The following is a 26,412-nucleotide window of genomic DNA, read 5'->3' as shown; positions in this document are numbered from 1 at the left end:
ACCGAAACCCCATCAACGCCCTGGTCCACATCCTCTCAGGTCTGACCGCCTACACCTTTCTCGACCACAAAAACAAAAAGTTTAACCTCGCCAGAACATTGGCTTAATTCCCGAGTTCACGTTAGCTTACCAATTATTCTAATGAAAAAGGCCTTCCTTAACGTTATGCTGCTGCTACCTCACCATCAAAACCATTTTTCTTTATAGTCTGATTTCTGACAGATGAAGCTTTGTTGCAGATCAGATGCTTGCAGGAGCGGCGCACGCTCCTGGGTCATAAACGTAGTTCCTGTAAAACAAAAGCGCCTGCTACAAAAGATGCAGCAGGCGCTTTAACCTTAATTAAACCAATTACTTACTTTGCATAACTGATCGCCCGCATCTCTCTGATTACTGTAATCTTGATCTGACCCGGGTATTGCATTTCTTTTTCTATTTTCTGGGAGATATCATACGAAATCTGTGCTGCTTTCTCATCCGACACGTTATCAGAATCTACCATTACGCGCAGCTCACGGCCGGCCTGAATAGCATAGCACTGATTCACACCGTCGAAAGAAACAGCGGCTTCCTCCAGTTCTTTCAGACGCTTGATATAAGATTCCATAATTTCGCGACGGGCACCTGGTCTGGAGCCTGAAATAGCATCACAGGCCTGTACCAATGGCGATACCATGGCCGTCATTTCTACTTCATCATGGTGAGCGCCAATGGCATTGCAAACATCAGGATGTTCCTTATATTTCTTCGCCAGCTCCATACCGATAATAGCGTGTGGCAGTTCCGGCTCATCCGGTGTAACCTTGCCAATATCGTGTAGCAGACCAGCGCGTTTGGCGTGTTTCACGTTCAGGCCTAGCTCTGCTGCCATAGTAGCGCAAAGGTTTGCCACCTCACGCGAGTGCTGCAGCAGGTTCTGACCGTAAGATGAACGGAAACGCATACGACCTACCATCTTGATCAGCTCAGGGTGCAGCCCATGTATCCCCAAATCAATGGCAGTACGCTCACCAATCTCGATAATTTCTTCGTCGATGTTCTTGCGGGTTTTGGTTACCACCTCCTCAATACGGGCCGGGTGGATACGTCCGTCGGCCACCAGGCGGTGCAGCGACAGGCGAGCTACTTCGCGGCGAACCGGATCAAAACCAGAGATAATAATGGCTTCAGGGGTGTCGTCTACAATAATCTCTACACCAGTGGCGGCCTCCAGAGCACGGATGTTACGGCCTTCACGACCGATAATCTTGCCTTTGATGTCGTCGCTCTCGATGTTGAACACCGATACGCAGTTTTCAATGGCATGCTCGGCAGCGGTGCGCTGAATGGTTTCGATAACGATTTTCTTGGCTTCTTTTGTAGCGGTGAGTTTGGCTTGGGCTACAATGTCTTTCACGTAAGAAGAGGCTTTGGTCTGGGCTTCGCTTTTCAGGGCTTCTACCAGCTGCTCGCGTGCCTCAGAAGCAGTCAGACCTGCAATGCGCTCCAGTTGGCCTATAATCTCTTCGTGCTGCTGCTCTACTTCTTCTTTGCGCTTACGCAGCTGCTCCAGTTGTGCCTGCAGGGTTTCCTTGTCTTTTTCCTGCTGTGCTGCCAGCCCCTCTTTCTCTTTGTCGAGCTCAGTTTCGCGGCGTTTAATCTGCTCCAGTTGCTTTGTAACAAGCTGCTCACGCTGCTTTACCTTGTTCTCGTTCTGGATAATGATGTTTTTCTTCTTGTTCGATTCTTCTTCGAACTCAGACTTCAGGCGCAGAAACTTCTCTTTTGCCTCCAGAATACGGTCCTTTTTAACACTTTCCGCATTAATTTCTGCCTCGCGAATAATGTTCTGGGCCTTCAAACAGGCAGCTTCTTCCTGGTCTTTATAGACTTTCTGAAGCAAGTTCCTGCCAATGTAGATGCCCACCGGGAGCGCTACAATGGCTGTAAGTAAAATGTAAATAATATCGGGCATATCTATAAGCTTTTATGGTGATAAAAACATATAGCAGCACCTGCTACAGGACATTGTAACAGTCCTTTATCTAAGTTTGCCCCTAAAAAATGCTCCGGCTACTTTCTCAAAAAGTATCTCCATCTTATAAAAAGCAGATGGCTCAAGCAAAAAATTAAATGCGTTATAGGTAAGAACTGTATTATTTAGCTGATGATAAAAGATCATCCAGAGTATTCAATTTTTGGCCCACTTCAGAGAAATGACTGTCTTTCTCCTCTTCCAGCTTTAGCTTGTCTACCATGGTTTCGAAAGCTACCATAGCGAGCAAGTCCTGCTTATCTTGTATGCCAAATTGTTCTTTAAAAAAGCGTAAACGCTCGTTTAAAAGCTTACCAACCACCCGAAGCCTTTCCTCTTCTTCTTCTTTTACCCGCATCGGATACTCGCGTTCAGCGATGCGAATTTTAATTGCTAATTCTGCCATCCGGTGCGATTTATGTTAATGGTTCTGGTTTATTAAGTTTGCCTGTTGTTCGTAGAGTTGCTTGCACTAATTCTCGTTATTTTGCTCCTGCACGTTCACCGGGCTAATCCTGTAAGTAAGCGATACACTTATCTATTTCTCTGATATACTCGTTTAACTTCAGCTTTAACTCTGTCGTGTTTGCAGTGTTACCTGCCATTGTTTCTACAATTTTAACAATATTCTCCTGATTTTTAAAATTTTTTATTTGCTGATCCTTTTCTTCCACCAATGCTTCCAGGAATTTCACCTCTTCCTGCGCCTTTACCAGGCGCTGCTGCGCATCCGCATGCTTTGCTATAAGCTTGCGTAGTTTGTCTTCAATAGACTGGAGTTGTTGCAGTTGTTTATCCTTTGCCATAGCTGAAAAGGTAACATTATTTCTTATGATTCTGTTAATACTTTTTGCATTCTGCAGGTATTGCTGCTTTTGATGCGCCTATTCTTATTGTACTGGTGCGAACTTGAAGCTTGCACTACAGTTGTTTGGTCTTTTAAGCACACAATTGTTTTTCCAAGTAAAAGTAGCAGTACGAGCTAAAAGCTCGCACCAGCTCGTACTGCTGTAACTTCTTATTTCCTGATAAACGCTCCCAACTGTTTCTCCAATTGTTGCATCAGGCGGCTCATGGTGCTGTCTATCACTTTGTCGGTGAGGGTTTGCTGTTTGTCGAGCAGGGTGAAGCTGATGGCGTAGGCTTTTTTGCCTGCTTCTATCTTATCTCCTTCGTACACATCGAACACGTTTACGTCCTGCAGCAGCTTTCGCTCGGTTCGCAGGGCAATTTGTTTCACCTGGTCAAAGGTCACCTGCTTATCGAGCACCAGCGATAGGTCACGTCGCACTTCCGGGAACTTCGGCAACTCCTCAGCCACCAGGTTGCTGCGGTACTTCTTCAGGAGGTAATCCCAGTTCAGCTCTGCATACCATACCGGCTCTTTTACCTCCACCTGCTTCGTTACGCTGGTTTCCAATAGTCCGATCTGGGCTATAACCGTGTCGTTTTTGGTGTAGGAAATGCCCTGGCGCATGAGCTTGTTCTCCGGCAGCGGCTGCACCGTAAAGTTGCCCGCGTTCAATTTGTTGAGCACGTTCTGCACCAGCCCCGCCAGATCGTGAAAAACAACTTTGGCATTGGGTTGCTTCCAGCTCTCAGCACTACTGTTGCCGGTCATGAACAAGGCTAGTTTGGTGCTTTCCTTATGCTTGTCCTCTGCCAGCTCGTATGTTTTGCCAAGCTCAAACATTTTCAGGTCTTTCTGGCGACGGTTGATGTTGCGGCGCAATACTTCCAGGCCAGAGTACACCAGCGTCTGGCGCAGCGCATCCAGGTCCTCGCTGTTGTAGTTCAGCACCCGCACCAGGCTCTCCTGCTCCGCCTCGTTGTAGTAGCGGGAGTTGGTAATGGAGTTGGTAATGATCTCACGGAAACCATTATCAGCAATGTAATTCAGAATGGTTTGTGTAATCTCTTCCGGGTTCGGCTTCGGGAAACTGGCCAGGAAGGAGGCTGACATATGTTCGCTTACCTCGATGTTGTTGAAACCGTAGATGCGCAGCACTTCCTCCACCACATCGGCCTCCCGCTTCACGTCCACCTTAAACGGCGGCACCGACAGCTCCAGGTGCGTTTCGGTTTCGGCTGTTACTTCTATCCCTAGATCTGTTATGATCTCCTTAATTCGCTCTGCGCCTATTTCTTTACCAATTAAACGGTGCGTGCGGTCTATGCTCAGGCTGAGGCTTGTGTTGTCGATCGGGTTTGGGTAAACATCTACAATCTCTGATGTTACCTCACCGCCTGCTACCTCCTGCACCAACAGGGCCGCCCGCTTCAGGGCATAGAGCACCATGTTCGGGTCGGTGCCACGCTCAAAACGGAAAGAGGCATCAGTTTTCAGGCTGTGGGCTTGACTAGTGCGGCGCACGGTGTCGGGCGAGAAGTAGGCGCTCTCAATGAAAATAGCAGTTGTTTCTTCTGATACACCCGATTCTTTTCCTCCAAACACGCCGCCAATGGCCATCGGCTCCTCTGCGTTGCAAATCATCAGATCGGTGGCTTTNTCTCAATGAAAATAGCAGTTGTTTCTTCTGATACACCCGATTCTTTTCCTCCAAACACGCCGCCAATGGCCATCGGCTCCTCTGCGTTGCAAATCATCAGATCGGTGGCTTTCAGCTTTCGCTCCACCCCATCCAGCGTCACAAAGGTGCTGCCTTCTGCCAGATTCTTCACCACAATCTTACCGCCCGAAATTTTGTCAGCATCGAAGGCGTGCAGTGGCTGGCCCAGCTCGTGCAGCACATAATTAGTAACATCTACCACGTTGTTGATCGGCGACAAACCAATAGCACGTAGTCGCTTTTGCAGCCATTCCGGCGACGGGCCTACTTTCAGGCCGCTTACCGTTACACCGGCATAACGCGGACAAGCTTCGGTGTTCTCTACCTCCACAGCAATAGCACGTGATGTACTAGCAACAGTAAAAGCACTAACATCAGGCAGTTGCACAGGCACTTTTAGCAGGGCCTGCAAGTCGCGGGCCACACCGTAATGAGAGGCAGCATCAGCACGATTAGGCGTTAAGCCAATTTCGAACACTTCATCAGAACTCAACCCAAAGTAGTTGGCAGCCGGAGTGCCGTTTGGCAAGTCGGTATCGAGCACCATAATACCGGCATGCGAAGTACCCAGACCAATTTCGTCTTCGGCACAGATCATACCTTCTGAGGCTGCTCCCCGGATCTTCGATTTCTTTATTTTAAATGGCTCGCCACCGGAAGGGTAAAGCGTGCTGTTTACGGTAGCCACTACTACTTTCTGACCAGCTGCCACGTTAGGCGCACCGCATACAATATTGGCAGGAGCTTCTGCACCAATATCTACAGTGGTAATGCTCAGGCGGTCGGCATCGGGGTGGCGTTCGCAGGTGAGCACTTCTCCTATCACGATACCCGCCAGTCCACCTGGCACCGCTTCAACAGTATGGATGCTTTCGACTTCCAGGCCTGCGCCTGTCAGCAGTTCGCCTACTTCTTCTGCCGGTTTATTTATTTGTATGAGTTGTTTAAGCCAGTCTAATGAAATCAGCATGTTGTTCTGTATTGATGTTGTATGCGCAGCCTCAGCAGCCACAATTTTTCAAAATTAACACTTTTTTTAGATGCTAGATTCTAGATATTAGATTATAGATGCTCCTGGACATAAAATTTTGAAAAGCAGAAGCACTGTTAAAACACGTAAATCTACCGTTACACCGCTTCAATCTAAAATCTAGCATCTAATACCTACCATCTAGTTTCTATTTATGCTCATACGCTTTCTCGCCTGCCGGAATGGCTATGGAGAGGTGGTTGTCGCGCGGAGGCACGGGGCAAACGTACTCGGGGTTGAAGGCGCAGAAGGGGCTGTAGGCGCGGTTAAAGTCGAGCACTACGGTTTTGGCGTCTTCCTTAAAAGGAATGTCCAGATACCGGCCACCGCCATAAGTGTCAAAACCGTTAGTTTTGTCGGTGAAAGGCACAAAAAACTGCTCCTCATCTTCTTTTGCCACTTTTTTGTAGAGCGTGAGCTTCTGCGGCTGTCCCTCTACCTCGAACCGGGCAATGGCATAACGCAGGTAGGCTTCGGTGCTACCATTGGTCATGGGCATGTGCAGGGTGTCCTTCTTTGCCAGCGGCTCCACATCGGCTTTAATGCGGTAGCCGATGTTTGGCTCATAGTACACCAGGTTTTTAAACTTTTGCCGGTCTTCTGTTTCAAAAGGACTGTTGTCACGGCTCCTGAACGTCAGGTCCTTGTCTTCGCGCTCTTTCAGCAGGGGCTTAATATAATTGTCTTCGTTGAAGAACGATTCTTTTACAAAGTAAAACAGCACCAGTAAGATGCCTGCCAGTATCACCAGCCTGAATGGTCGTTGCATGCGTGAAAATTGTTACACTGCAAAGTTCGGAAATTTTTGGAGAGTAGGCATGCCTTGGAGATAAGTAAAACTCAAGGTACTGTATTTCTTTCAGCACCGCCCTCTCCTGCTGGCACGATCGCCCGAGGAGCGAACCATTAAATTATTCTAATAAAAACAGACCTCCAGGGGCATTTTAGGTTGAGAAAGCCTAAGGCTAAATTGACTTGACAGGAATGCTTCATCTTTATATAAGGCAAGAAACATGGAACTTCACATGCTGCCTGTGCACCGGCAATAGCAACTGCACAGGCAGCATCAAATCTGTGCCTAAACCTGGTTGATTTTGCGGGATACACGTAAAAAACTTAACTACAAGGCCTTATAATTGCAAATTCCTTCATTTTCTGAGTAATAAAATCTTTCCCTAACCTCATGCGTCCAGACAAGGAACAATTATCGCACATGATGGCACAGCTCGGCACGCTGCACACCGAGGCGCTGCAGTTGGAGCAAAAGTTCGCACCGGTAATAGCACAAACTCACCCGGCTTTCCGCAAGAGCGCCAGAAACCTGCTGCACTACCTGGCCCTTCGCCAGCACGACATTCGGGAGCTGCAGGAGAAACTAGCCGAAATCGGGCTATCATCGTTGGGTCGGGCTGAGGGACATGTGCTGGCGAGTCTGCAGGCAGTGCATAGCCTGCTCTGCTACCTGCTCCATTGTGAGCAGCATGACTGGAAGCCGCCGGTAAGTTTCAGGGAAGATCAGGAAATTTTAACGCAACATACACAAAGTTTGCTCGGTCCTAAGCCAGTAGACCGGCACACCCGCATTATGGTTACCTTCTCCAGCGAGTTTGCCTCTAACCAGAAACTGGTGGGGAGACTACTAAAAGCCGGCATGGACTGCGCCCGCATTAACTGTGCCCACGACAATGCTGCTACCTGGGCAAAGATGATTCGGAATATCCGGCAGACAGAAAAAGAGCAAGGCGTAAGTTGCAAAATATTAATGGACCTGATGGGCCCCAAGCTCCGCACCGGCCCGCTGCAACCTGGGCCACAACTAGTGGTTATACAACCAATACAGGACATGCAGGGCCAGCTAAGTTCGCCTGCCACCGTTTGGTTGTCCCCTGCCGATGCCCCATCTCCTTCAAACACAAATGCCAAACTGCCTGTACCTATGGTATGGCTGGAGCAACTGCAGGTAGGCGATGAGATCATTTTTAAAGATTCCCGCAGCCGTAAACGCAGCCTCACCGTTGTGCAAAAGGAAAAGAACGGTGTATTGGCGCACCTTTTCAAAACTTCCTATGTAGCGGCGGGTACCGAGCTCAGCCTTAAAAATGATACCGTGGCCGAAAAAACAACTGTTGTAGGAGAGCTGCCCACTATTGAGCTGCCAATTGTCCTGAAGAAGGATGATTTTCTGGAACTGACCAGAGAGCAGGAGCCGGGAGAGCCTGCGCAATTTGATGCATCCGGCCACATTATTAAACCAGCTCATATCCCCTGCACACTGCCAGAGGTTTTTTCGCAGGCAAAAGCGGGCCAGCCTATTTTGTTCGACGATGGGAAGATTGAAGGCATTATTGAAACCGTAACAGAAGAGAAGCTGCTTGTAAAAATAACTTATGCCAGCCCCACAGGCAGCAAGCTTATAGCCGACAAAGGCATAAACTTGCCAGAAAGTAAACTACGCATAAAAGGGCTTACTGAAAAAGACCGGCAAGACCTGGCCTTTGTTGCCCGGCATGCCGACATCGTAAACCTCTCTTTTGTAAACGATACGGCTATGGTAGAAGCAGTACAAGCAGAGCTCAGCAGATTAAAAGCAGAAAATGTGGCCATTATGCTGAAGATAGAAACCAAAGAAGGATTTAAGAACCTGCCTCGCCTGCTTCTGACCGCTATGAAAAGTTACCCGGCCGGCATTATGATTGCTCGTGGAGACCTGGCCGTAGAGTGTGGCTGGCAACGGCTGGCCGAGGTACAGGAAGAGATTCTGTGGCTATGCGAGGCAGCCCATATGCCGGTGGTGTGGGCCACGCAGGTGCTGGAGAACCTGGCAAAAAAAGGCCGTCCATCGCGGGCCGAGATTACAGATGCCGCCATGTCGCAACGGGCAGACTGTGTGATGCTGAACAAAGGACCTTACGTAATACAGGCCATCGAAATGCTCGACGACATTCTGAAACGGATGCAGGAGCACCAGAACAAAAAAACATCGATGCTCCGCAACCTGCATGTATCCAAGCTATAAGGTCGAAAAAGTTAAGGCTCTCTGAAAATAAAAAACAGCAGCTGCCCTGTTCAGGAGCAACTGCTGTTTGTGTTAAAGCAGCTCGAGCTTGGTATACTTAGTTACCGAACGCGCCTACATAATTAGCAGGAGCAGGAGCAGCATATGACTTTCCGCCTACGCTCAACGCTGAAAGACGTGGCGTAAAGGTTGTTTTTCCTTTGCCCAGAGCCGGAGAAGAAGCTTGTAATTTGAAATTAAGATTTGCAGCGGGCAGTTCTAAATCAGCTGCATTTTTGGCTTTGTTCAAGTCAAAAGCTCCTACGTTAAAGCTGGCAAACATCGGGTTGTTTTCGTTAGCGGCACCCGCTACATCGTTTCCTGTCTCAAAAAGGCCTTTGGCAATGGAGCCGGTAGATGGATAAAACTCGGCTGCAATATCAGCATGATTTCCGAAGTAATAGTTATATCCTGCAGTAGAGTTAGTTACATCGGGGTTGTCTGGTGCCTTAGGGAAGCGCACTCCATACCGGCAGTTTACCACCAGGTTGTTCATTACTTTGCCACGACCACCTTTTTCCAGGTTAATAGAACCACCTCTGCCTGCTTTGGTCTGTCTCCAGCCACAGTTAACCGAGGTGTTGTTGTACATGTTCACATCCGTTTGTGGCGAACGATCATCAGAGTTAGAGCACTTTATACCGTTGGTCGCAGCCTGGTAAAATACATTGAAGGCGGCATCGCCAACTGAACCGCTTTTTATGTTGAGCGATTCGCCACCGGTTGCACCCGTGTAAATATAGGTGTTGTTCGTGATCAGGAAATTGCCCTGGTTAATGCGCATGCCATCGTCTTTAGAGAAAGCAATGGTAGAAAACTGCATCACAAATTTACCGTTCGGATTCGTGAAGTACAGCCCGTACAGAGGATCTCCTGCATCTAATTCGCCAGACGTAACAAGTGGGCTATTTTCTGGTGCAGGAGCACCCACGTATTCTATGCGGGTATGCAGCAACACCATTTCCTGCGATTGCATGGTACCTGCAATGCCACCCCATAAGCCAGCAAACATGTTTTCTTTAGTACGACGAGCAGCCGGAACCGTAAAGAGCACAGGTCTTTCAGCGGTACCGTAGCTATAGAAATTACCACGTACTGATATTTCCGGAGAACCGCCTTGCGTCCCGTCTCCTTCCACAATCACTGTTACACCTTCCTGCACCGTAAGCGACTTGCCGGCAGGCACAGTAAGGCTGCCACGCACCACATATGTACGGCCAGCTTCCCATATACCTTCTACCTCGCCTCCTGCTACTATAACTGGTGGCACTTCGTTAACATCCACAGTAATATCAATTTTCTTCTGTTGGTTCTGCTGGTCTGTTACCACCACTGATATAGTGTTGCTCCCCAGGGTGCCAGGTGCTTGGTAGTTCACTTTGGCCGAACCGGTGCTCTGCCCCACTCCCACCAACTCGCTGATGCTGACGGTACCAGCTGTAGCAGTAGCCGTTACATCCTTAATTTTGCCTGCTGCAGAAATGGTTACAGTGAATGCTTTGGCTTCGTCTTGTTGCACGGGTAACGTGGCTAGCTCCGAAGTTATCTGCGGGGCTGTAGGAAGTGTGTCATCCTCCTTATCGCAAGCCGAAAACGAGATCGTTAGGGCAAGCAAGAGGGCTGTAAAAAGCTTTCGTGTGGTTTGCATTTCTTTTTTGGTTTAGGTGATTGGTATAAATGGTTGTTGTTGAATTTGTAACTGAACTGGCTCAAAATAACTTGCAGCATCTGTGGCAGTGTTGTTTATGGCTTGTCAAGAAGGCTTCTCCTTCCTTGCCACCCATTATCTTTTAATGATGTAAAAGCCGTAGCGCTTCTTTGGGTCTGTTCCTGTTGCTTCTCAGCAGGCTAGCCTTATCAATTATTCTAATGATTTTGCCCTTCCAGAGCCTTTTTCCTAAAAAACTACCCTTGCCCCAACACGTACCGACTGGAAATATTCGTCGCGCCGGATGAGGGTCTGGCTGTTCATCTTGCCTTGGTGCGGATAGGCAATGGTGTTTCCTTCTTCCTGGTACACTGGCTTTTTAATGTAGACCTCATAAGGTGCGTTGAGCAGGTTCAGTGCCTTTACAAACACTTCCACATTCGGTGAGACACGTTTCTCCACCGAAAAATCTACCTGCGTAATGGGCCTTGAGTACATGTCGTTGTCGAGGAAAGGAGAAATGGTTTCGAGGCGCTCGCCGGTATACACAAAGGCAAGTTGGGCATCGAGGCCGTGCTGCTGGTCTTTGTACAGGAGCGAAAGGTTGGCAATGTGGTTTGCCTGCCCCTGCATTGGCCTTGCCTGTTCCACGTTTATTACAGTTAGCTGGCTGGTGGGGTCGTTCGGATCTTCGCGGGTACGTAAGGCCTTAACCGTGCTGATGCGGGAGTGGGTGTAGGTGTAATTTCCTTTGAGCCCAATGCGACTGAAATACTTAAAAAAATCCAGCTCCAGACCAAAATTGGCAGCGGTGCCGTAGTTGCCGGGTTTGATTACAGGCTCGTTGTTGATGCCTTCCCGTACCACTGCATACTCAATCGGGTCTTGAATGCGCTTGTAAAAAGCACCTACCAGTAACTGATCTACCGCTGTTGGAAATAACTCCCAGCGCAGGTCTGCATTGTCGGAGCGAACGCGTTTGAGGTTGGCGTTGCCTACTTCGTTATAGCCATCTTCTTCCATTACATAAGGCACCACTTCGAAAAAGCCTGGGCGTGATATGGCTTTGTAATAGTTAAAGCGTAGGTTCATAGTGGAACTCAGGCTGTACTTCAGGCTCAGGCTTGGCAGCAGATCGGTGTAGGTTTGGCTACTGTCTGGTGTCTGGAATTCTTTTGGCGTTTTGAGGGTGTACCCCTGCTTTGTATGCTCCACTCGTAAGCCGGCATTAACATTGAGCTGCGCCAGGCTAAATTGGCTGAGGGCATAATAAGCCAGAATGTTTTCAGTGGCTTTGTAGTTCAGCTCGTCGCTGGCACTACCCGATGGGTTTACCACGTCCCATTGCACCTCCGAAAAAGTATTCCAGTGCTCTCCCTGCACCTGGCGGCCAGGGTTTGGGTCGAAGAGGTAGCGGTTAAAAGAGTTGTCGCGGTCTTTGCTGCGGTACATGCCGCCGATCTTTACCAGGTTATCGTTCCAGCTGGCCGGCTTGATCTGCAGGTTCAGGTAGCCACTCAGATCGGTGTCGGAGTTGCTTTCCCACTGCCTGGGGCTCCTGCGCTCTACATTTACTGGTTGCTCCACAAAGTCCCGGAGTTCTCCGTTGCGGCTGAACCGGGCATTGTCGGGGCGCTTGCTGCCAGCATCGGAATAAACTGCAGACCAATCGAGCTGGAGCGGGGCCAGTAACTGGTGCTCGCCCTGCAGCGTGGCGTTAAGGATGTGCTGGCGGGTGGCACGGGTACGGGTGCTGTAAGCCAGAATAGCGTTGCCTGCTGCCGGATTGTAGTTTCGCCCATCCATCATAATGGTTTTTATTTCGCGAGCCTCATTATTGGTCAGGTTGTAATAGCCTGTGTAGAGGTTCAGGCTATGCTTTGGGCTGAAGCGATAGTCGAGGCGGCCGTGGTTGGCGAAGCGAATCTGCTGAGTAGAATAGTGCCGCTCCTGCAGTTCCCGCAGGGCAGGCTGGTTGGTTCCGAAACGCTCTGTTTCGGCATCGAACCAGATGCTTTTGGTGCCACGGTAGGTGTTCTGGAAGCTGCTACCCAGCATCAGGCCCAGCTTATCGTTAAAATAGCGGTTACCGTAGGAGATGGCGCCCAGCACATCGGGCAGTGGTTTTACGTTCTCCACCTCCAGATTTTTGCGGGTGAAGTCGCCGGTTTGCGCCTGGTAACCCGGGCCGTAGAGCTCGCGGGGAGAGGCGGTTTTAATAACATCTGTGTTAAATTGATTAAAACCTTCCTGCAGGTTTATGTAATTGTAACCTACCTGCAGGTCTGCCTTCAGTTCCCGATAGGCAGGCGCACTTTTCATAACCATGTTCACGCCACCGGCAATGGCATCGCCTTCGCGGTCGGCGGTAAGGCTTTTATATACTTCCAACCTATCGAGCAGGGCAGCCGGAAAAATATCGAGCGGCACATAGCGGTTGTTGTTATCAGGGCTGGGTATTTTAATGCCGTTTACGAGGGTGTAGCTGTAGCGCTTGTCCATGCCGCGTACGATGGCGTACTGCGGATCGCCGTTGCTGTTGCGCTCTACCGTTAGCCCCGAAACCCGCTGCACCACATTCGCCACCGACACATCAGGCGACAAGGCGATGGCTTTGGCAGAAACCACGTTAATGGTGTTCGACGATAGCCTTTCCAGCTGCCTTGCCTCTGTTTCGGTGCCGCGTGGAGCCTGTGCTGTTACCTGCACTTCGCCCAGTTCGTTAGACTGGTGCTCCAGCCTGAAATCAAGTGTAAGCGTTTCGTTTTGTTCCCGTATGGTAATCTGCTTCGTCTGAGTCTGGTGCCCTACATACCCTACCGATAAGGTGTAGGTACCCGGTTGCAGGTCGGTGAGTTGGTAAGAACCGTCGAGGCCTACACTGGCGTATTTGTTGCTGTTTAGCACTACTACGTTAGCTCCTATCAGCGGCTCCCGCAGTGTATCCTGCACCTTTCCTTTTACTGTAGCTGCCCAGGCTGGCGTAGCAGCCAGACACAGCAATAGCAGCAGCATACAAGAAAGGCTCTTTTGCTTCAAATAATTCATCGGGAAGGTAAATGAGTGATCTAAAAAGTACTGCGGCTTGTATTTATTTAGATTTAGCCATGGAACTGGCATCTCCGTTGGGAGCCACTTTTAAGTCTTTGCCTGCTATGTCTTCCCAGCGGTAATACTGAAAAGTTTTGTCTGACGACATAGCTACGAACAAGCCATTCTTAAACTTGCCGCCCATCGAAGTGCTGGTTACATCAGATCCGTCGCTATCGAGGGTCGAAACATTTACTATTTTAAGCAGGTCGTGCTGGTGCGGGTTACCGGCTGAGCCTTCTCTTGGAAACACATGGAAACGATTATTAGCCTGGTCAGATACCAGAATGTAGCCAGTGCCATCGTTGATCTTGTAAACAGAGATGCCTTCGTGATCTTTACCAAAGCCCGTGGTGGCAAAAAGCGCTAACTCTTCGTTTCCTTTGGCCGGATCGGCGAAGTATTTGCGTACGCCCGTACCCTCATCAGAGTAGTAGATATAGCCTAGTTCATTATCTACGGCAATGGCTTCTATTTCTTTTATGCCACTGTAATTGCCAAATTTGCGAACGACAGTTGCTTTTACGCCTCCCTTGCCGTTGTCCTGCAGCAGGTATTGCCACAGATAGGTGCCATCGGTGGGGCCGGTTTTCCTACCTGCAATAGCGTATATATCACCGGTTTTTGGGTTTGTGTACATTGCTATACCCATCAGGTCGCGGTACTCTGCTGCAGTTTCGCCTTCGTACATCGGAATACCGCCATTATCGATTGGCTTCATGTCGGGTAGCGTGTAGATGCGCAGATTATGTGTCATACGCTCTGTTACCACAGCTATGTCGGTGGGTTGACCATTGAGCATAAAGCCGTAGGCAACATCTACGTTGTTGGGGCGCTTTAGGCCTCGCACTACTTTGTCTTCTATTATTTTGCCCTGGAGGTCGAACACATACAAGGCACCGTCTTCGTTTTTATCTGTTCCTATAATAAGGCTTTCTGAAGGGTTCGCTGCATTTACCCAAATGGCAGGATCGTCGGTGTCGTGGCGTACGGTGTCGGTTATCACGGCCGGCTTAATTACATCATCAGCTGTAGCCGCGATAGGATCTGCAGAAACAGTAGTATGTGTGTTTTGTTTGTTGCAGGCTACGGTGCTCAACAGGAGGGCAAGCGGCAAAATTCTCGTAAGGTTTTTCATAAGTTAACGCGGTTGTTCTTTTGTATCTGGCAGGGTTTTGTGTGAGCGCCAAAGACCTGACAAAACTAGGTTGGCTACCTAGGCAATAGCAAGCCACCAGTGTATACAAAAAAGCAACAAGCACCCAAAAGAGCGTTAACAAAACAGCAACAAAAAGCTAAAACATCAATTCATTAGACTGAAAATCAAACACTTGTAAAACATTAAGCGTATGTTAACAAATTGCTACTCAGAGATTAAGTATAAACTTACTCAAACTATCCTCCTGCTGTAACTGCAACTTCTTTTTGAGGCGGTAACGTGCCACGCGCAGGCTGTCGGCCGAAATACCCAGTATGGTAGCTACTTCTTTGGAAGGCAGGTTGAGTTTAATGAGTGAAGCCAGGCGTGTTTCGGAGGCGGTAAGTTCCTGGGCGTGCAGGTGCAGCTTGTCGAAAAAGTCCTGGTGCACCTGCTCAAAAGTTCCTCTGAAGTCTTCCCATTCTTTGTCCTGCACCAGGTCATAATCTATCTGGTTAATCAAGCTTTTGAACTTTCGGCGCTGCGCCTTCTGGTCGTCTTGCAGGGCTTCGTTCAGTTTTGTCTTGAGTTCATCGAGGGTTTGGTTTTTGCCGATCAGGTGGAGGGTGTGGGCCGTAAGCGACTTAACCTGAATCTGAAGATCGTGCTGCAGCTGTTTTTCGCGAAGCTGCGTATTTTCCAGCTCCGCCTCCATAAGCTTGTGCTGGGCAGCGTGCATCTCCTGCTGCTGCTCCATTGCTTCTTTGTTGCGCTTTATTTTAAGCTGTTGCCTGCTAAAAACTACAAAACCCAGTAGCGCCATTAGCACCAGCCCCACTGCCAGCGCGATTTTTATAACCTTGTTGAGCTGCTGCTGCTTTTCGAGTATCTGGATGGCATTGTTCTGCTGTTCCACGTTGAACAGCGACTGTAGCAGCGCAATCTGCTGGGTGGTTTCCTGGTTGTAAATTTCGTCGTGCTGCCGCCTATAGGTTTCGAGGTGCTCGTAAGCAGCCTTGTAGTGGCCCATGTGGCTGTACACCTGGCTTAGGTCTTTGTGGGCACTGCTGATCTGATAACGGTCGCCGAGGCGAGTAGCCAGTTCCAGCGCCTGCTGCGTAACGTCAACAGAGAGGCTGTAGTGGCCGGTTTTACGGTAAATGTCGCCAATATTGTTCAGGCCCACTACCATGGCCAGGCTATCGCCGGCTGTCTCGCTTAGTTTTACCGAGCGGTTGAAGTACTGTAGCGCCTCCTCGTACTGCTCCTTATCTTCTAAAATGCTGCCGATGTTTTCCAGAATGGTGGCAGTACCAGATTTATCTTCCAGCTGCTCGTAAAGGGCCAGCGCCCGCTGCTGGTACTCCAGAGCCAGCTCATATTGCTGCCGCTTTTCGTGCAGGCGCCCGATGCAGCCAAAGGAGTAGGCAATTCCTTTTTTGTTCTCCTGCTTTTCGTAAAGCGCCAGTGCCTCCTGGTGGTGCCTGAGCGAAAGTATTGGTTGGCGAATGGCATAATACACCAACCCCTGGTAGTTTAAGTTTTCTCCTAGCCGCTCCTCGTGCTGCAGCTCCAGGTATATTTTTTCGGCTTGCAGCAGGTTGCTGAGCGATTGGTTGTAAACGCCCTGGTGGTAGAGCACTAGCCCTATAAGTTGGTGGCTGTTGGCCTGGCCAAGCGCATACTCTAACTTATCGGATAGCTGAAGAGCCTGGTGCGCCAGTACATAAGCAGAATCGGGATGACCTGAGTAAAGTTGGTCTGCCAGCTCTGTGAGGCGGTTTACCTGTTGTGTACTCTCGGGCGTAGCAGGAGCTGGAACATTGGTGGCCTGGCAGGTTAGCCACGGCATGCAGAGCAGCAGGCATACCCACAGGCAGCCTTTCACATACTGTAACATAGTCTCTGTTTTACTAAAATGGGTGAAAGCAGAAAGGTAGCGGCTGCATGTTAGGAAAACATTAAGGAATTATTGCGGAATAATTAACCGAAGCCATAAATAAAAGAAGCTCGGCCTTACGAGAAGCTTTTTCAGGCTACTCATAAGGCCGGGCTTCTGCCCCAAAGCGGGCAATATTATTCAAATTTTAAGGTACGCTTTTCCTGGCTACTCTTTACGGCCATTTCTATAACCCGAATGGTATTACGAGCCTGCTCTCGCTTTACTTCCAGCTCCTCCTCTCCTATTAGCGCCTTGTACAGGTTTTCGTAGTAGCCTTTATAGTGGCCACGCTCACTTTCTATTTTGCCAAGCAGGTGCATACCTTTGTAATCGGTGTTGATTCGACCCCAGAGCTCTTCAGGTTCTTTGCCCCACTCATCGGCAGGTTTATCTTCGGGGTAAATGCCAGCCACCAGCGTTTCTTCCTGCACATCTAGCCCGAACTTCAGAAAAGAGCCCTGGTCGCCGAGCAAGGTGTAGCGCGGACCGGGTTCGCGCACCAACATACCGGCACGCAATATTACCCGCAGGCCCTCATACTGCAGCACCAGCCTGAAATTATCGATCACCTTTCCTCCTTCCCGCTGAATTTTAAGCTCGCACGACAGCTCCTGTGGGAGGCCAAACAGACACAGCGCCTGGTCGATGAGGTGAGACCCCAGGTCGTAAAGCATACCGGAGCCAGGCAGGTCTTCTTCTTTCCAGGTATTGGGCTTCAGGAAGTTGCGGAAGCGGTCGAAGTGAGCTTCGTACTCCACTAAATTCCCCAACAGGCCACTCTCAATCACTTTTCTTACGGTTTTGAAATCGCTGTCCCAGCGGCGATTCTGGAAGGCGCTGATGATTTTTTGCTGCTCCTTTGCCAGTTGTATCAATTCGTCTGCCTCTGCAGTGGTAGTGGTAAAAGGCTTTTCGACCACCACATGCTTACCTGCCAGAAGGGCTTTTTTTGCCAACTCATGATGGGTATAGCTGGAGGAAGCTATAATGACAAGGTCTATGGTGCTATCCTGAAAGATATCATCGGCATGGGCTACAATCTGGGCATCAGGGTATTTGGCCGTGGCTATCCGGATATTCTCTTCGCGGGTTTCCCGGATCTTTTTAAGGTTAAAGCCTTCGACCAACGTCAGGAAGGGTGCCTGAAAAACTCTACCCGATAAGCCAAATCCTATCAGGCCGACGTTGAACACTTTCTTCATATTTATCTTTTCTGTTTAAAATGAACTTCTGGCAGCTCTCTTAACTTACTAATATCGAAATATACTATAAACAGGGAAAAGGCGCAGCGTTTATCTGGTTTTTGGCAGCACAAATAATTTGTGCTCCACTTACTAAGCTACTTATCCCACTTGCAAATTGCTCTAATAATTAGCATATTTCATGTTTCATTTGTTTTTTTTAAACTTCTAAATAATTTAATCTTTTATTAATTCATTCAATAACTAAATATAAGTTATATGGTAAAGCTGCGGACCTTGCTCGTATTTGTTTCATTTACTTTATGCTTTAGTACCCAACTTGCCGTTGCTTTCTCTCCAAGCCCTCTGGTAGAGATCACAAACAAACGCGGCCAGTTACAGATTTGCAACGGAGACTTAGGCGATATCTTTAAACAATATATGCAGGCAAACACAGCGGCAGAGGTGTATTTCGAAGACTTGCAGATTCTGAAAGTGAACAAAGCTTATTATTTGCTGGCAACGGAGCAGAACAGCTCCAAGGCCTATGCCTTCTTTTTAACCAGGTACAAAGGAGCACTGGTTTTAGATACAGCGGCAGGCATTGTAGTAACAGAGGCAGGAAGAGCTTCTTTACGGGCTGCTTTATTGCAGGGCACAATACAATCGCCTTACCTGCACACCCTCAGTTTCCGGCAGAACCAACCAAACACTAGTACCCAGCACACACATTAACTAGAGCGTCTTTGCTTAAGCCGTACTGATACAAGGAACAAATTCTTCTAATGAAACCGGCCTTCCGGAGGCATTTCAGCGTATTTTAACCTTAGACCTAAAAAGGTATCTTTGCTTCCAGAAACTGTATCAGTACAACAAACTAGCATTTGCCCCTATGGACGGAACAAGAAGAGCTGACATTAAGCCCGGTTTATTTGTAGCCATTGTCATGAAGCAGGACCAACGAACCGGTGACTTAACCGAAGGTTATGTTAAAGACATTTTAACCAACTCCAGCCAACACCCGCATGGCATAAAAGTAAGACTGGAAACAGGTGAAGTGGGTCGTGTAAAGGAGATTCTGGAGGAGGAGGATTAGTAGCATCTCCAGAGTCTATCCAGCACAAATGGTGGCAATTCAGGAAGTTACTATGATGCTAACTCATTAGTGCGGTCGCACATAACTCTCTATTAATTACTTCTTTCTCCTTTTGTCATCCTGAAAGGATCTTGTGGGCGAGAGGCATCAGCTTTTGCCACTGGCTTTGTAGCCTAAGTTCGCATAGCTGCAGGTGTTGCTGCCATAGTTGCCTACAGCTATTTCATTGCAGGAGTCTTTGTTCTTTTTGTCTTGATACAAAAAGAACCAAAAAAATCGAGACCCGCCAAACTCGCTGAACGCTCAAACAGTGGCGTCTCATTTTGTGCACCTGGCAGAGGTGTTCGCTTCGTTGCCTCCTGCCGCAATACAATAACCAAGGAAAGCTTTCAACTCAATTCTTCTAATGAAAATGGCCTTCCATAGGTATTCTATCCCATCTCGGCCATAGGTTGCTAAAGCAGGCCTTCATCCGCAAAGCTGTAGTAGTCGTTGTCGGTAAAGATGATGTGGTCGAGAATGGGCAGGTCGAGCAGTGTGCCAGCTTCTTTCATTTTTTTGGTGAGGGAAATATCGGCTGCGCTGGGCTTCAGGTTGCCGGATGGGTGGTTGTGCACCAGAATAACAGAACTGGCCAGCTGGTCCAACGCCTTTTTAAAAATAATTTTTGGATCTGCCACCGTGCCTGCCACCCCTCCTGTGCTGATTGCTTCTTTTCGCATTACAATGTTGGCGCGGTTCAGCAGAATAACCCAAAATTCTTCGTGCGGCAGGTCGAGCAACTGTGGTTTTATGTAGTTGTAGATGTCGGTGGAGCAGGTAATTCTGGTTTTGGCAGTAGCCAGGGTTTCTTTTCGTCTGCGGCCCAGCTCCAGGGCACTTACTATGGCAATAGCCTTTGCCTCGCCAATTCCTTTGTGCTTTTTCAGGTCGTTAACCGATAGCTTCGCCAGCTCGTTGAGGTCGTTGTTAACAGCAGCTAAAATAAGCTTGGCAACATCTACGGCAGTGAGCTTGGGCGTACCAGACCCGATCAGGATGGCAATTAATTCGGCATCGCTCAGGGCTGCTTTGCCTTTTAACAATAGCTTTTCGCGGGGCCTGTCTTCTTCGGCCCATCCTTTTATGTTGAGCGATGGCTGGTAAGTCGAATTGTCTGCTATTTCGGCATGTTTATCCATAATCGGTACACATTTTGATCGTAGAGCTTAGACTTTTTGCCTTTTGTACGTTAAGTTGTTCAGTAGGTAAAATTATCGCTCTAATTACTTAACATTTTATTACTCAAGAAATAGCCAGACGTATTCTGAAAACTGGTTATCTACATACATATTATGCAACGCATGTTCTCATTAGGAATAATTATTTTACTTCTGTTATTAGTTGATTTGTACGTTTTTCAGGCTATAAAAACGGTCTCGCAGGCACTTGCACCCACTACACAGAAAATTATATACATTATTTACTGGTCGGTTTTTGCCATTACGGTTGTTACTATTTTATTGGCCACTAACACCCCTCGCTCCAGCATAAGCCCAACTAAAATGTACCTGGCCAGCACCTTGTTTGGCATTTTTGCTTCTAAACTGGTAGTGGTACTTTTTCTGCTCACTGACGATGCCGTGCGAATCGGAAAAATTGTCTGGAACACCGCCAGCAGCGACGTGCCGTTTGACGCCTCTCGTAGTAAATTTTTGAGCCAGATGGGTTTGGTTATAGCGGCACTGCCTTTCTCTGCTTTTGTGTATGGCATGGTAAAAGGAGCTTATGATTACCGGGTAAAGCGTATCACGCTGAAATTCCCTAATCTGCCTGCTGCTTTCGATGGTTACAAAATGCTGCAGATATCGGATCTGCACACGGGCAGTTTTGTAACTACAGAACCCCTGAAAGAAGCTGTAAATATTATAAACAAGCAGGAAGCCGATCTTGTGTTTTTTACTGGTGATCTGGTAAACAACATGGCCGTGGAATTGGAAAGCCACCTCGACACGCTTAAGAACATACGTGCAAAATCGGGTGTCTTCTCAGTGCTGGGTAACCACGACTATGGCGACTATGTGCAATGGGATAGTCCTGAAACAAAAAAGCGTAATCTCCAAACCCTGATCTCAGCACAACGCCAAATGGGTTGGCAAATGCTGCTCAACGAAAACCGCCTCATAGAAAAAAACGGGGAGCATATAGCGGTGCTGGGTGTGGAGAACTGGGGCAATCGGGCAGGCTTCCCTAAATACGGAGACTTAAGCAAAGCTTACCGGGGTACTGAACATGTTCCTTTCAAAGTATTGCTCTCACACGACCCTTCGCACTGGGACGGTCAGATAAACCAAGGCTTTCCTGATATTGACCTTACCTTGTCTGGCCACACGCACGGTATGCAGTTTGGCGTAAACATTCCGGGTTGGAAATGGAGCCCTGTGCAGTATGTATATAAGCAATGGGCTGGTTTATACCAGAAAGGAAAACAATATCTCTATGTTAATACCGGACTTGGCTTTCTGGGATACCCAGGCCGAGTAGGTTTTTTACCAGAGATAACCGTCTTTGAATTGAAACGAGCTTAATTTTTCCTGATTATAATGATTAGCAGAGGCAGCCAAACGGCTGCCTCTGCTCGTTTAAAGTACAATTAATAAATTTCATCAACACTTCCTTAAAAGCCCTTTACACCAAAGCAAATGCATAGTTTACCCTAAGCCACCAGACCATATAAGTACAGCATAAACAAACGAAAATCACCAACCAGATTGAAATATTCCTATTCCCATCATCTTTACAGATACACCGCCTGTTAAACCTAATGCTTCTGCGTTCGTAAAAATCATCAGCAACACAAATTAATTTATTGCAATTACCACAGTTCGTGTTGCTTTTATTTAAAGACAAAAACATTAGAAGATATGAAAAAGACATTGTATTCTATCTGCTTTGCAAGTTCTATACTATTTGCATCTTGTACCGAAGACCGTGGAACTACTCAGGAAGTAGCAGATGCTAACGATAAAGAATATGTTAACCCTAATCATGTTAATGATTTTGAGGATAATGGCATAACCAGTACTGGTGGACTGGAAGCAAACACGGAAGAGGCTCATATGGAGCGCTCCCAGGAGATTTCTTCTAAAATGGCTGCTGACTTAAAACTGGATAAAACTACAAAGGAAAAAGTAGCCGCTATTTTTCTGGAGCGAGACAAAATGCTTGGTGACATAGATGAGTCTTATAACGTAAGCGCCACCAACCGTATGGGTGGTCAGGCTGAAAGCGAGGTAGACGGATCTATGACTGACCCAATGCAAAACACCAATACGGCCAATGCTCCAGAAGCCGGGGAGAACGAAGCTCAACTAACCGAAATGCGCAGCACCATTATTGAAGATGCTGACAAAGACTTAAGAGCGGTTTTAACTGATCAGCAGTTTAAGAAATTTGAGCAGAACCGCTCTAAGTATGATCATATTTCGCACAAATCAGATGCAGCCAGTGTGAGCGATGACAAAGTGAAAACAAAAGATATAGGAGATAAAACAGAAGTGAAACAAAAAGATTAAAACAGTTTCATTCTACTTTTTCCATGGAAAGCCTGTAGCATTATTGCTACAGGCTTTTTTTGAGTGCTACTATGTGTCAATACGGCCTAACAGCAGGTAACCATTGTACAGAATAGTTTAGAGAGGAAATACTTTTTTGTTATTTTTGGCGTATTGAATGATAGTGAGAACGTTTTAGAAAGCAAGTCCATTTAAAAGTTCATGTTCCGACACCCTTTCCTTTACTTGTTTTGCATTTTGCTGCTACTTTGTAGCCTGAGTGCCTCTGCTCAGAAAACTGTAAGGGTTAGCGGCACCATCCTGCAGCCAGACAAAACCACTCCCATACCAGGCGCCAGTGTGCAACGCGTAGGCAGCACTACCGGCGTTGTATCTGATGATGAAGGCACTTTTCTGATTGATATTGAATCGCAGGATACTTTGCTGATACGGGCTATCGGTTATAAAACGATTTTGTACCTGCCGCGCAACCTGCCTGTGTCGGAGATGCGGGTTACAATTGTAATGCAGGAAGACAGTGTAATGCTTGGCGAAGTAGAAGTAACCAACCGGCCCTCGCAGGAAATGATTGAGCGTGCTATCCGAAATATGAAGCGGCCCGACCCGAATTACGTTAAAAATCCTTCTTACAAGCCACCTGTAGATATCCCGCCAGCAGCACCAGCCGCTCCACCGTCTGTTAACAGTCCTATTTCTATGCTTTACGAAATGTTTTCGAAAGAAGGAAAAGAACGTGCCAAACTACAAGAAATGCTTCTGCAACTCGAAATGGAAAGGATACTGAAGGAGGCGCAGGAAGAAAAAGAAGAATATAACCGCTTATTTAAAGATAATACGGGCTACAAATAGCGCTCTTTTTCCATCAAATCAGCCACCGATATCGTAAAGTAAAAGGTTTAGCAACCAACATCCTTATGAAAATCGGTTACCCTTGCATAAACCAGCAGCTCGATTGCACCTCTTCCAAGACTTTCCGGCTGGCTTCTTACTCAGAAGAGCGTCTGATTACGCTAGTAGAGCAGAACCTGGCTTGCCTCCGCCGCATTCTGGAGTATAATGTAGCAAACGGCCTGCTGTTTTTCAGACTAAGCTCCGGCCTAGTACCATTTGCCTCTCATGCAGTTAACTCTTATAACTGGCAGGAGCATTTCCAGATGACCTTCCGGCGCCTGGGCGAGTACATTAAAAATAACCAAATGCGTATTTCTATGCACCCCGACCAGTTTGTGGTGCTAAATTCGCCTAATGAACAGACTGTGCGCAACAGCATTGCCGAACTGGAGTACCAAGGGAGTATAATGGACCTGATGGGCCTCGATACTACTGCTAAACTCCAGATACATGGAGGAGGTGCTTATGGTGATAAACCATCGGCGTTGAGCCGCTTTGCAGAGGTGTACCATACCATGCTGCCAGATGCAGTAAAAGCACGTCTTTGTGTAGAAAATGATGACCGCACTTACAGCCTCCAGGACTGTATGTACCTGCACGAGCTAACCGGTATGCCCATTATATTTGACAATTTTCATCATGAATGCCTGAGTAATGGCGAACCTATGGCCGAAGCCGTACAGATGGCGGCAAGCACCTGGCAGGAGAAAGACGGGCTGCTGATGATGGACTACAGTTCCCAGGCTCACGGTGAGCGTAAAGGCAAACATGTGCAGCACATTGAGGAGCAACTTTTCCACGATTTTCTATCAGAAACCGAAGGCCTGGACATGGACCTGATGCTGGAAATAAAAGACAAAGAAGCTAGTGCCCTTAAGGCACTGGAAGTAGCCAAAGCCATGGGCCGTCTGTAGCAGCTTAAAGGTAAGTTGCCAACAGCTGATAAAACCAGGAAATAATTTGCCACATCAGCCAGATCATAAGCATAATGAGCACCAGCACCGCCACCAGCACTCCCATTACAACGCCTTTGCCACTGCCCTGATACTTACCCTGCTCATAATGGTTACGGAGCATGCGCACATTACGCTCGTTGGCCTTAAAAGCAAAGTCAAAAATACTACCAAGCAGCGGAATGCTTCCTATTAAGGCATCGAGGGCGCTGTTGAGTAGCATCAGCGTAACCAGTTTGCCACTGGCACCATGCCGGGCCATGGTCACGATCAGCATAGCCGATACTGAAAAAGAAGCCAGGTCGCCCACCCCCGGAAACAAGCCCAGCAGAGGGTCGAGGCCAAACCGCCAGTTCGTACCCGGAAACCGAAACTGGTTATCCATAACTTTGGTAATGCGGTCTACCCACTTCAGTTTTTCGGAGTGAGGCGTGCGTGTATATCGTGTGTTGAGCTCAGTCATACGCCATTATACGAGCCTCAGCAGCAAAGGCTTAGTGTGTCACTAAAAAGGGAGGCCTTTGTTGCCCCCCCTTTTAAACTTACTTTCCTTTTTTACCTTTTCCGTTACCAGCATGGTTTTTAGATTTTCCAGGCGCATTTTTCTTGGTATGCCCTGGGTTAGTTGTACGCGGGTGGTGCGGATTGTTAGGATTTTTGTACCAACCTTTATGCAAGCCGTTATCTTTTTTAACGCCGCCCACACGTGCATTTCTTCCATCTTCCAGAATAATAACTTTTCCGTTACTTCCGGTTTGTTTCCTGGCGGAAGAACAAGAAGCAATGGCCGCTCCCATTAGCAGCAAAAACAGACTCTTAGTTAAAATATATTTCATAAATCAAATATTGATAAAGCAATGGCATCAGCTAAAATATCGTGCCAGAAACCGGTTCAAGCATCTTTGCCCTTAGTATGAGATTGTAATATACCAGAATAGTTGTTATCCAAACTAAAAGAATCTTCTAGGAAGAATTTATTTATTAAAGGCTAACAAACAATAGTTTTTCATAACAATGGCATATAAAGCGGAAGCCAAAATATTAAAAATTTCTACATCGCCCACCTACAACCTATTTATAAAAAAAGCGTTATATACCTTGCTTTCTATATAGAACTAGTTTTAGTATAGAAAGCACTGAATTTAAAGTGCCAAGTACCCCTGATCCTCCCCCTGCAAAAGCAAATTTAATACTATAAGCGTTTTCTAATCTAACACTCAAACTGAAATGAAAAATTATAGTGCTTACCAGTTACTGCTGCTTTTTACCTTTATTTTATTTACCTCCTGCAAAGACGAAGACTCCACACCTGGAGAATCGGTAGATGTACATATTATTATGGGTCAATCGAACAGTTTAGGTGTTGCTCATGCTTACCAGTTGCCAAAAGAACTGCGGGCACCCTTAGATAGCTGTTTCATTTTTAACAAAGCAAGCGGCAGGTTCGAGATCATTACAGCTGGTGTAAACACGCAATCAGCTGAGGGCATGTTTGGGCCAGTTGTGAACGCAGCCAAATTGCTTAAGGACTATAAGAAGAAGGAGGTTTATTTTGTAGTCGTAGGCTACGGCAACTCCCAACTTTTTAAATCCAACGATCCTGAAATACAAGACTGGCACCCTGAATCGAAGGAGTTGCTCCCGAAAGCCACCGCAGAAATAGAAAGGGCTCGGAAAGCAATGGTAGCGATGGGCAAATCTCCCAATTTTAAAACCTTGAGCTGGTGGCAAGGCGAAGCCGACGGTACTTACTCTGAAAAGGCAAGAGTATATGAAGAGAATGAAACTGCTTTCTTTGCTGCGCTGGACGAGATAGAATACTTGGCAAATACCAAAAGAGTCATTTTTAAAGTGTTTGAAGACGTAGAGGATATGCCACATGGCCGTGTCGTAAATACAGCGAAAGCAAAACGTGCCTCCACCGATAAACGCACTATTTCCCTTATCGAAACCAAAAGCTACGAGCGCATTCCGCAAGACAGGCTTCATGCTACAGCCAAAGGACAGGAAAAAGCTGGTACCGACTTGTTCAATGCCATAAAGGTACTCTAGCTTTCTATTACTTAAAACGCTTATTATCTGCCCTTTTAGCTGGTTCTTATATAAAGTTTGGAACCAGCTAAAAGGGCAGATTTATTTATACTACAGCCATGGCTGCTGTACTTTTCTTTTGATATTTCGCTGATTGGGGTGGGTTGGAGGCCTCATGCAAATTCTTCTAATGAAAATCCCCTTCCGGAGGCTTTTTTG

Annotated in this window: 20 protein-coding genes and 1 pseudogene; 8 read left to right on the top strand and 13 right to left on the bottom strand. The window is 47.5% G+C overall.

Annotated elements, in window-relative coordinates; genetic code table 11:
• Positions 1-355: 355 nt before the first annotated feature.
• From rny to ACMA1I_RS02555, 5 genes and pseudogenes are all read right to left on the bottom strand, one after another.
• On the bottom strand, positions 356-1,954 hold the full coding sequence (rny, locus tag ACMA1I_RS02575; protein ID WP_337066685.1) for a ribonuclease Y: 1,599 nt from the start codon (positions 1,952-1,954) through the stop codon (positions 356-358).
• A 181-nt stretch (positions 1,955-2,135) separates the two neighbouring features.
• Positions 2,136-2,420, bottom strand: a complete 285-nt coding sequence (locus tag ACMA1I_RS02570) for a cell division protein ZapA (RefSeq protein ID WP_337066684.1) — start codon at positions 2,418-2,420, stop codon at positions 2,136-2,138.
• Positions 2,421-2,523: 103 nt separating this feature from the next.
• Positions 2,524-2,820: a hypothetical protein gene (locus tag ACMA1I_RS02565; protein ID WP_337066683.1), complete on the bottom strand. Its 297-nt coding sequence runs from the start codon at positions 2,818-2,820 to the stop codon at positions 2,524-2,526.
• 212 nt (positions 2,821-3,032) lie between these two features.
• Positions 3,033-5,554, bottom strand: a pseudogene (pheT, locus tag ACMA1I_RS02560) (phenylalanine--tRNA ligase subunit beta).
• A 208-nt stretch (positions 5,555-5,762) separates the two neighbouring features.
• Positions 5,763-6,383, bottom strand: a complete 621-nt coding sequence (locus ACMA1I_RS02555) for a DUF1684 domain-containing protein (protein WP_337066673.1) — start codon at positions 6,381-6,383, stop codon at positions 5,763-5,765.
• A 414-nt stretch (positions 6,384-6,797) separates the two neighbouring features.
• On the opposite strand from ACMA1I_RS02555, the gene ACMA1I_RS02550 reads away from it, so the two are divergent.
• On the top strand, positions 6,798-8,630 hold the full coding sequence (locus ACMA1I_RS02550) for a pyruvate kinase (RefSeq protein WP_337066672.1): 1,833 nt from the start codon (positions 6,798-6,800) through the stop codon (positions 8,628-8,630).
• 97 nt (positions 8,631-8,727) lie between these two features.
• Here the strand turns inward: ACMA1I_RS02550 and ACMA1I_RS02545 are convergent, their stop codons facing one another.
• From ACMA1I_RS02545 to ACMA1I_RS02525, 5 genes are all read right to left on the bottom strand, one after another.
• The gene (locus ACMA1I_RS02545) at positions 8,728-10,317 is read right to left on the bottom strand and encodes a hypothetical protein (RefSeq protein WP_337066671.1); all 1,590 of its coding nucleotides are present in this window, start codon (positions 10,315-10,317) and stop codon (positions 8,728-8,730) included.
• A 249-nt stretch (positions 10,318-10,566) separates the two neighbouring features.
• Entirely contained in the window at positions 10,567-13,365 is a 2,799-nt protein-coding gene (locus tag ACMA1I_RS02540) for a TonB-dependent receptor (RefSeq protein ID WP_337066670.1), read from the bottom strand.
• 43 nt (positions 13,366-13,408) lie between these two features.
• The gene (locus tag ACMA1I_RS02535) at positions 13,409-14,545 is read right to left on the bottom strand and encodes a phytase (protein ID WP_337066669.1); all 1,137 of its coding nucleotides are present in this window, start codon (positions 14,543-14,545) and stop codon (positions 13,409-13,411) included.
• Between the two features lie 229 nt (positions 14,546-14,774).
• On the bottom strand, positions 14,775-16,445 hold the full coding sequence (locus tag ACMA1I_RS02530; RefSeq protein WP_337066668.1) for a tetratricopeptide repeat protein: 1,671 nt from the start codon (positions 16,443-16,445) through the stop codon (positions 14,775-14,777).
• 176 nt (positions 16,446-16,621) lie between these two features.
• On the bottom strand, positions 16,622-17,689 hold the full coding sequence (locus ACMA1I_RS02525; RefSeq protein ID WP_337066667.1) for a Gfo/Idh/MocA family oxidoreductase: 1,068 nt from the start codon (positions 17,687-17,689) through the stop codon (positions 16,622-16,624).
• A 258-nt stretch (positions 17,690-17,947) separates the two neighbouring features.
• On the opposite strand from ACMA1I_RS02525, the gene ACMA1I_RS02520 reads away from it, so the two are divergent.
• The gene (locus ACMA1I_RS02520) at positions 17,948-18,403 is read left to right on the top strand and encodes a hypothetical protein (RefSeq protein WP_337066666.1); all 456 of its coding nucleotides are present in this window, start codon (positions 17,948-17,950) and stop codon (positions 18,401-18,403) included.
• Between the two features lie 157 nt (positions 18,404-18,560).
• Positions 18,561-18,764, top strand: a complete 204-nt coding sequence (locus ACMA1I_RS02515) for a YwbE family protein (RefSeq protein ID WP_337066664.1) — start codon at positions 18,561-18,563, stop codon at positions 18,762-18,764.
• A gap of 455 nt (positions 18,765-19,219) precedes the next feature.
• On the opposite strand, the gene radC is transcribed toward ACMA1I_RS02515, so the two are convergent.
• On the bottom strand, positions 19,220-19,945 hold the full coding sequence (radC, locus tag ACMA1I_RS02510; RefSeq protein WP_337066663.1) for a RadC family protein: 726 nt from the start codon (positions 19,943-19,945) through the stop codon (positions 19,220-19,222).
• A 162-nt stretch (positions 19,946-20,107) separates the two neighbouring features.
• Between radC and ACMA1I_RS02505 the strand changes: the two genes are divergently transcribed.
• From ACMA1I_RS02505 to uvsE, 4 genes are all read left to right on the top strand, one after another.
• A complete protein-coding gene (locus tag ACMA1I_RS02505) occupies positions 20,108-21,331 on the top strand; it encodes a metallophosphoesterase (RefSeq protein ID WP_337066662.1) in 1,224 nt (407 codons plus the stop codon).
• A 336-nt stretch (positions 21,332-21,667) separates the two neighbouring features.
• A complete protein-coding gene (locus ACMA1I_RS02500) occupies positions 21,668-22,318 on the top strand; it encodes a hypothetical protein (RefSeq protein ID WP_337066661.1) in 651 nt (216 codons plus the stop codon).
• 201 nt (positions 22,319-22,519) lie between these two features.
• Entirely contained in the window at positions 22,520-23,167 is a 648-nt protein-coding gene (locus ACMA1I_RS02495) for a carboxypeptidase-like regulatory domain-containing protein (RefSeq protein ID WP_337066660.1), read from the top strand.
• Between the two features lie 65 nt (positions 23,168-23,232).
• Entirely contained in the window at positions 23,233-24,123 is an 891-nt protein-coding gene (gene uvsE / locus ACMA1I_RS02490; RefSeq protein ID WP_337066659.1) for a UV DNA damage repair endonuclease UvsE, read from the top strand.
• Positions 24,124-24,127: 4 nt separating this feature from the next.
• Here uvsE and ACMA1I_RS02485 read toward each other — a convergent pair whose 3' ends face one another.
• A complete protein-coding gene (locus tag ACMA1I_RS02485) occupies positions 24,128-24,625 on the bottom strand; it encodes a DUF4112 domain-containing protein (RefSeq protein WP_337066658.1) in 498 nt (165 codons plus the stop codon).
• A 79-nt stretch (positions 24,626-24,704) separates the two neighbouring features.
• Positions 24,705-24,998 carry a hypothetical protein gene (locus tag ACMA1I_RS02480; protein WP_337066657.1) on the bottom strand — a complete coding sequence of 98 codons (294 nt, stop codon included), beginning with the start codon at positions 24,996-24,998 and terminating at the stop codon, positions 24,705-24,707.
• A gap of 391 nt (positions 24,999-25,389) precedes the next feature.
• Here ACMA1I_RS02480 and ACMA1I_RS02475 point away from each other — a divergent pair, with 391 nt between their 5' ends.
• Positions 25,390-26,214: a sialate O-acetylesterase gene (locus ACMA1I_RS02475; RefSeq protein ID WP_337066656.1), complete on the top strand. Its 825-nt coding sequence runs from the start codon at positions 25,390-25,392 to the stop codon at positions 26,212-26,214.
• Positions 26,215-26,412 lie beyond the last annotated feature (198 nt).

Origin of the sequence: Pontibacter sp. 13R65, assembly GCF_047525655.1 — a bacterium.
Classification (GTDB): domain Bacteria; phylum Bacteroidota; class Bacteroidia; order Cytophagales; family Hymenobacteraceae; genus Pontibacter.
The sequence above is the reverse complement of the archived record's forward strand: the minus strand, read 5'-3'. Positions and strand labels throughout refer to the sequence as shown.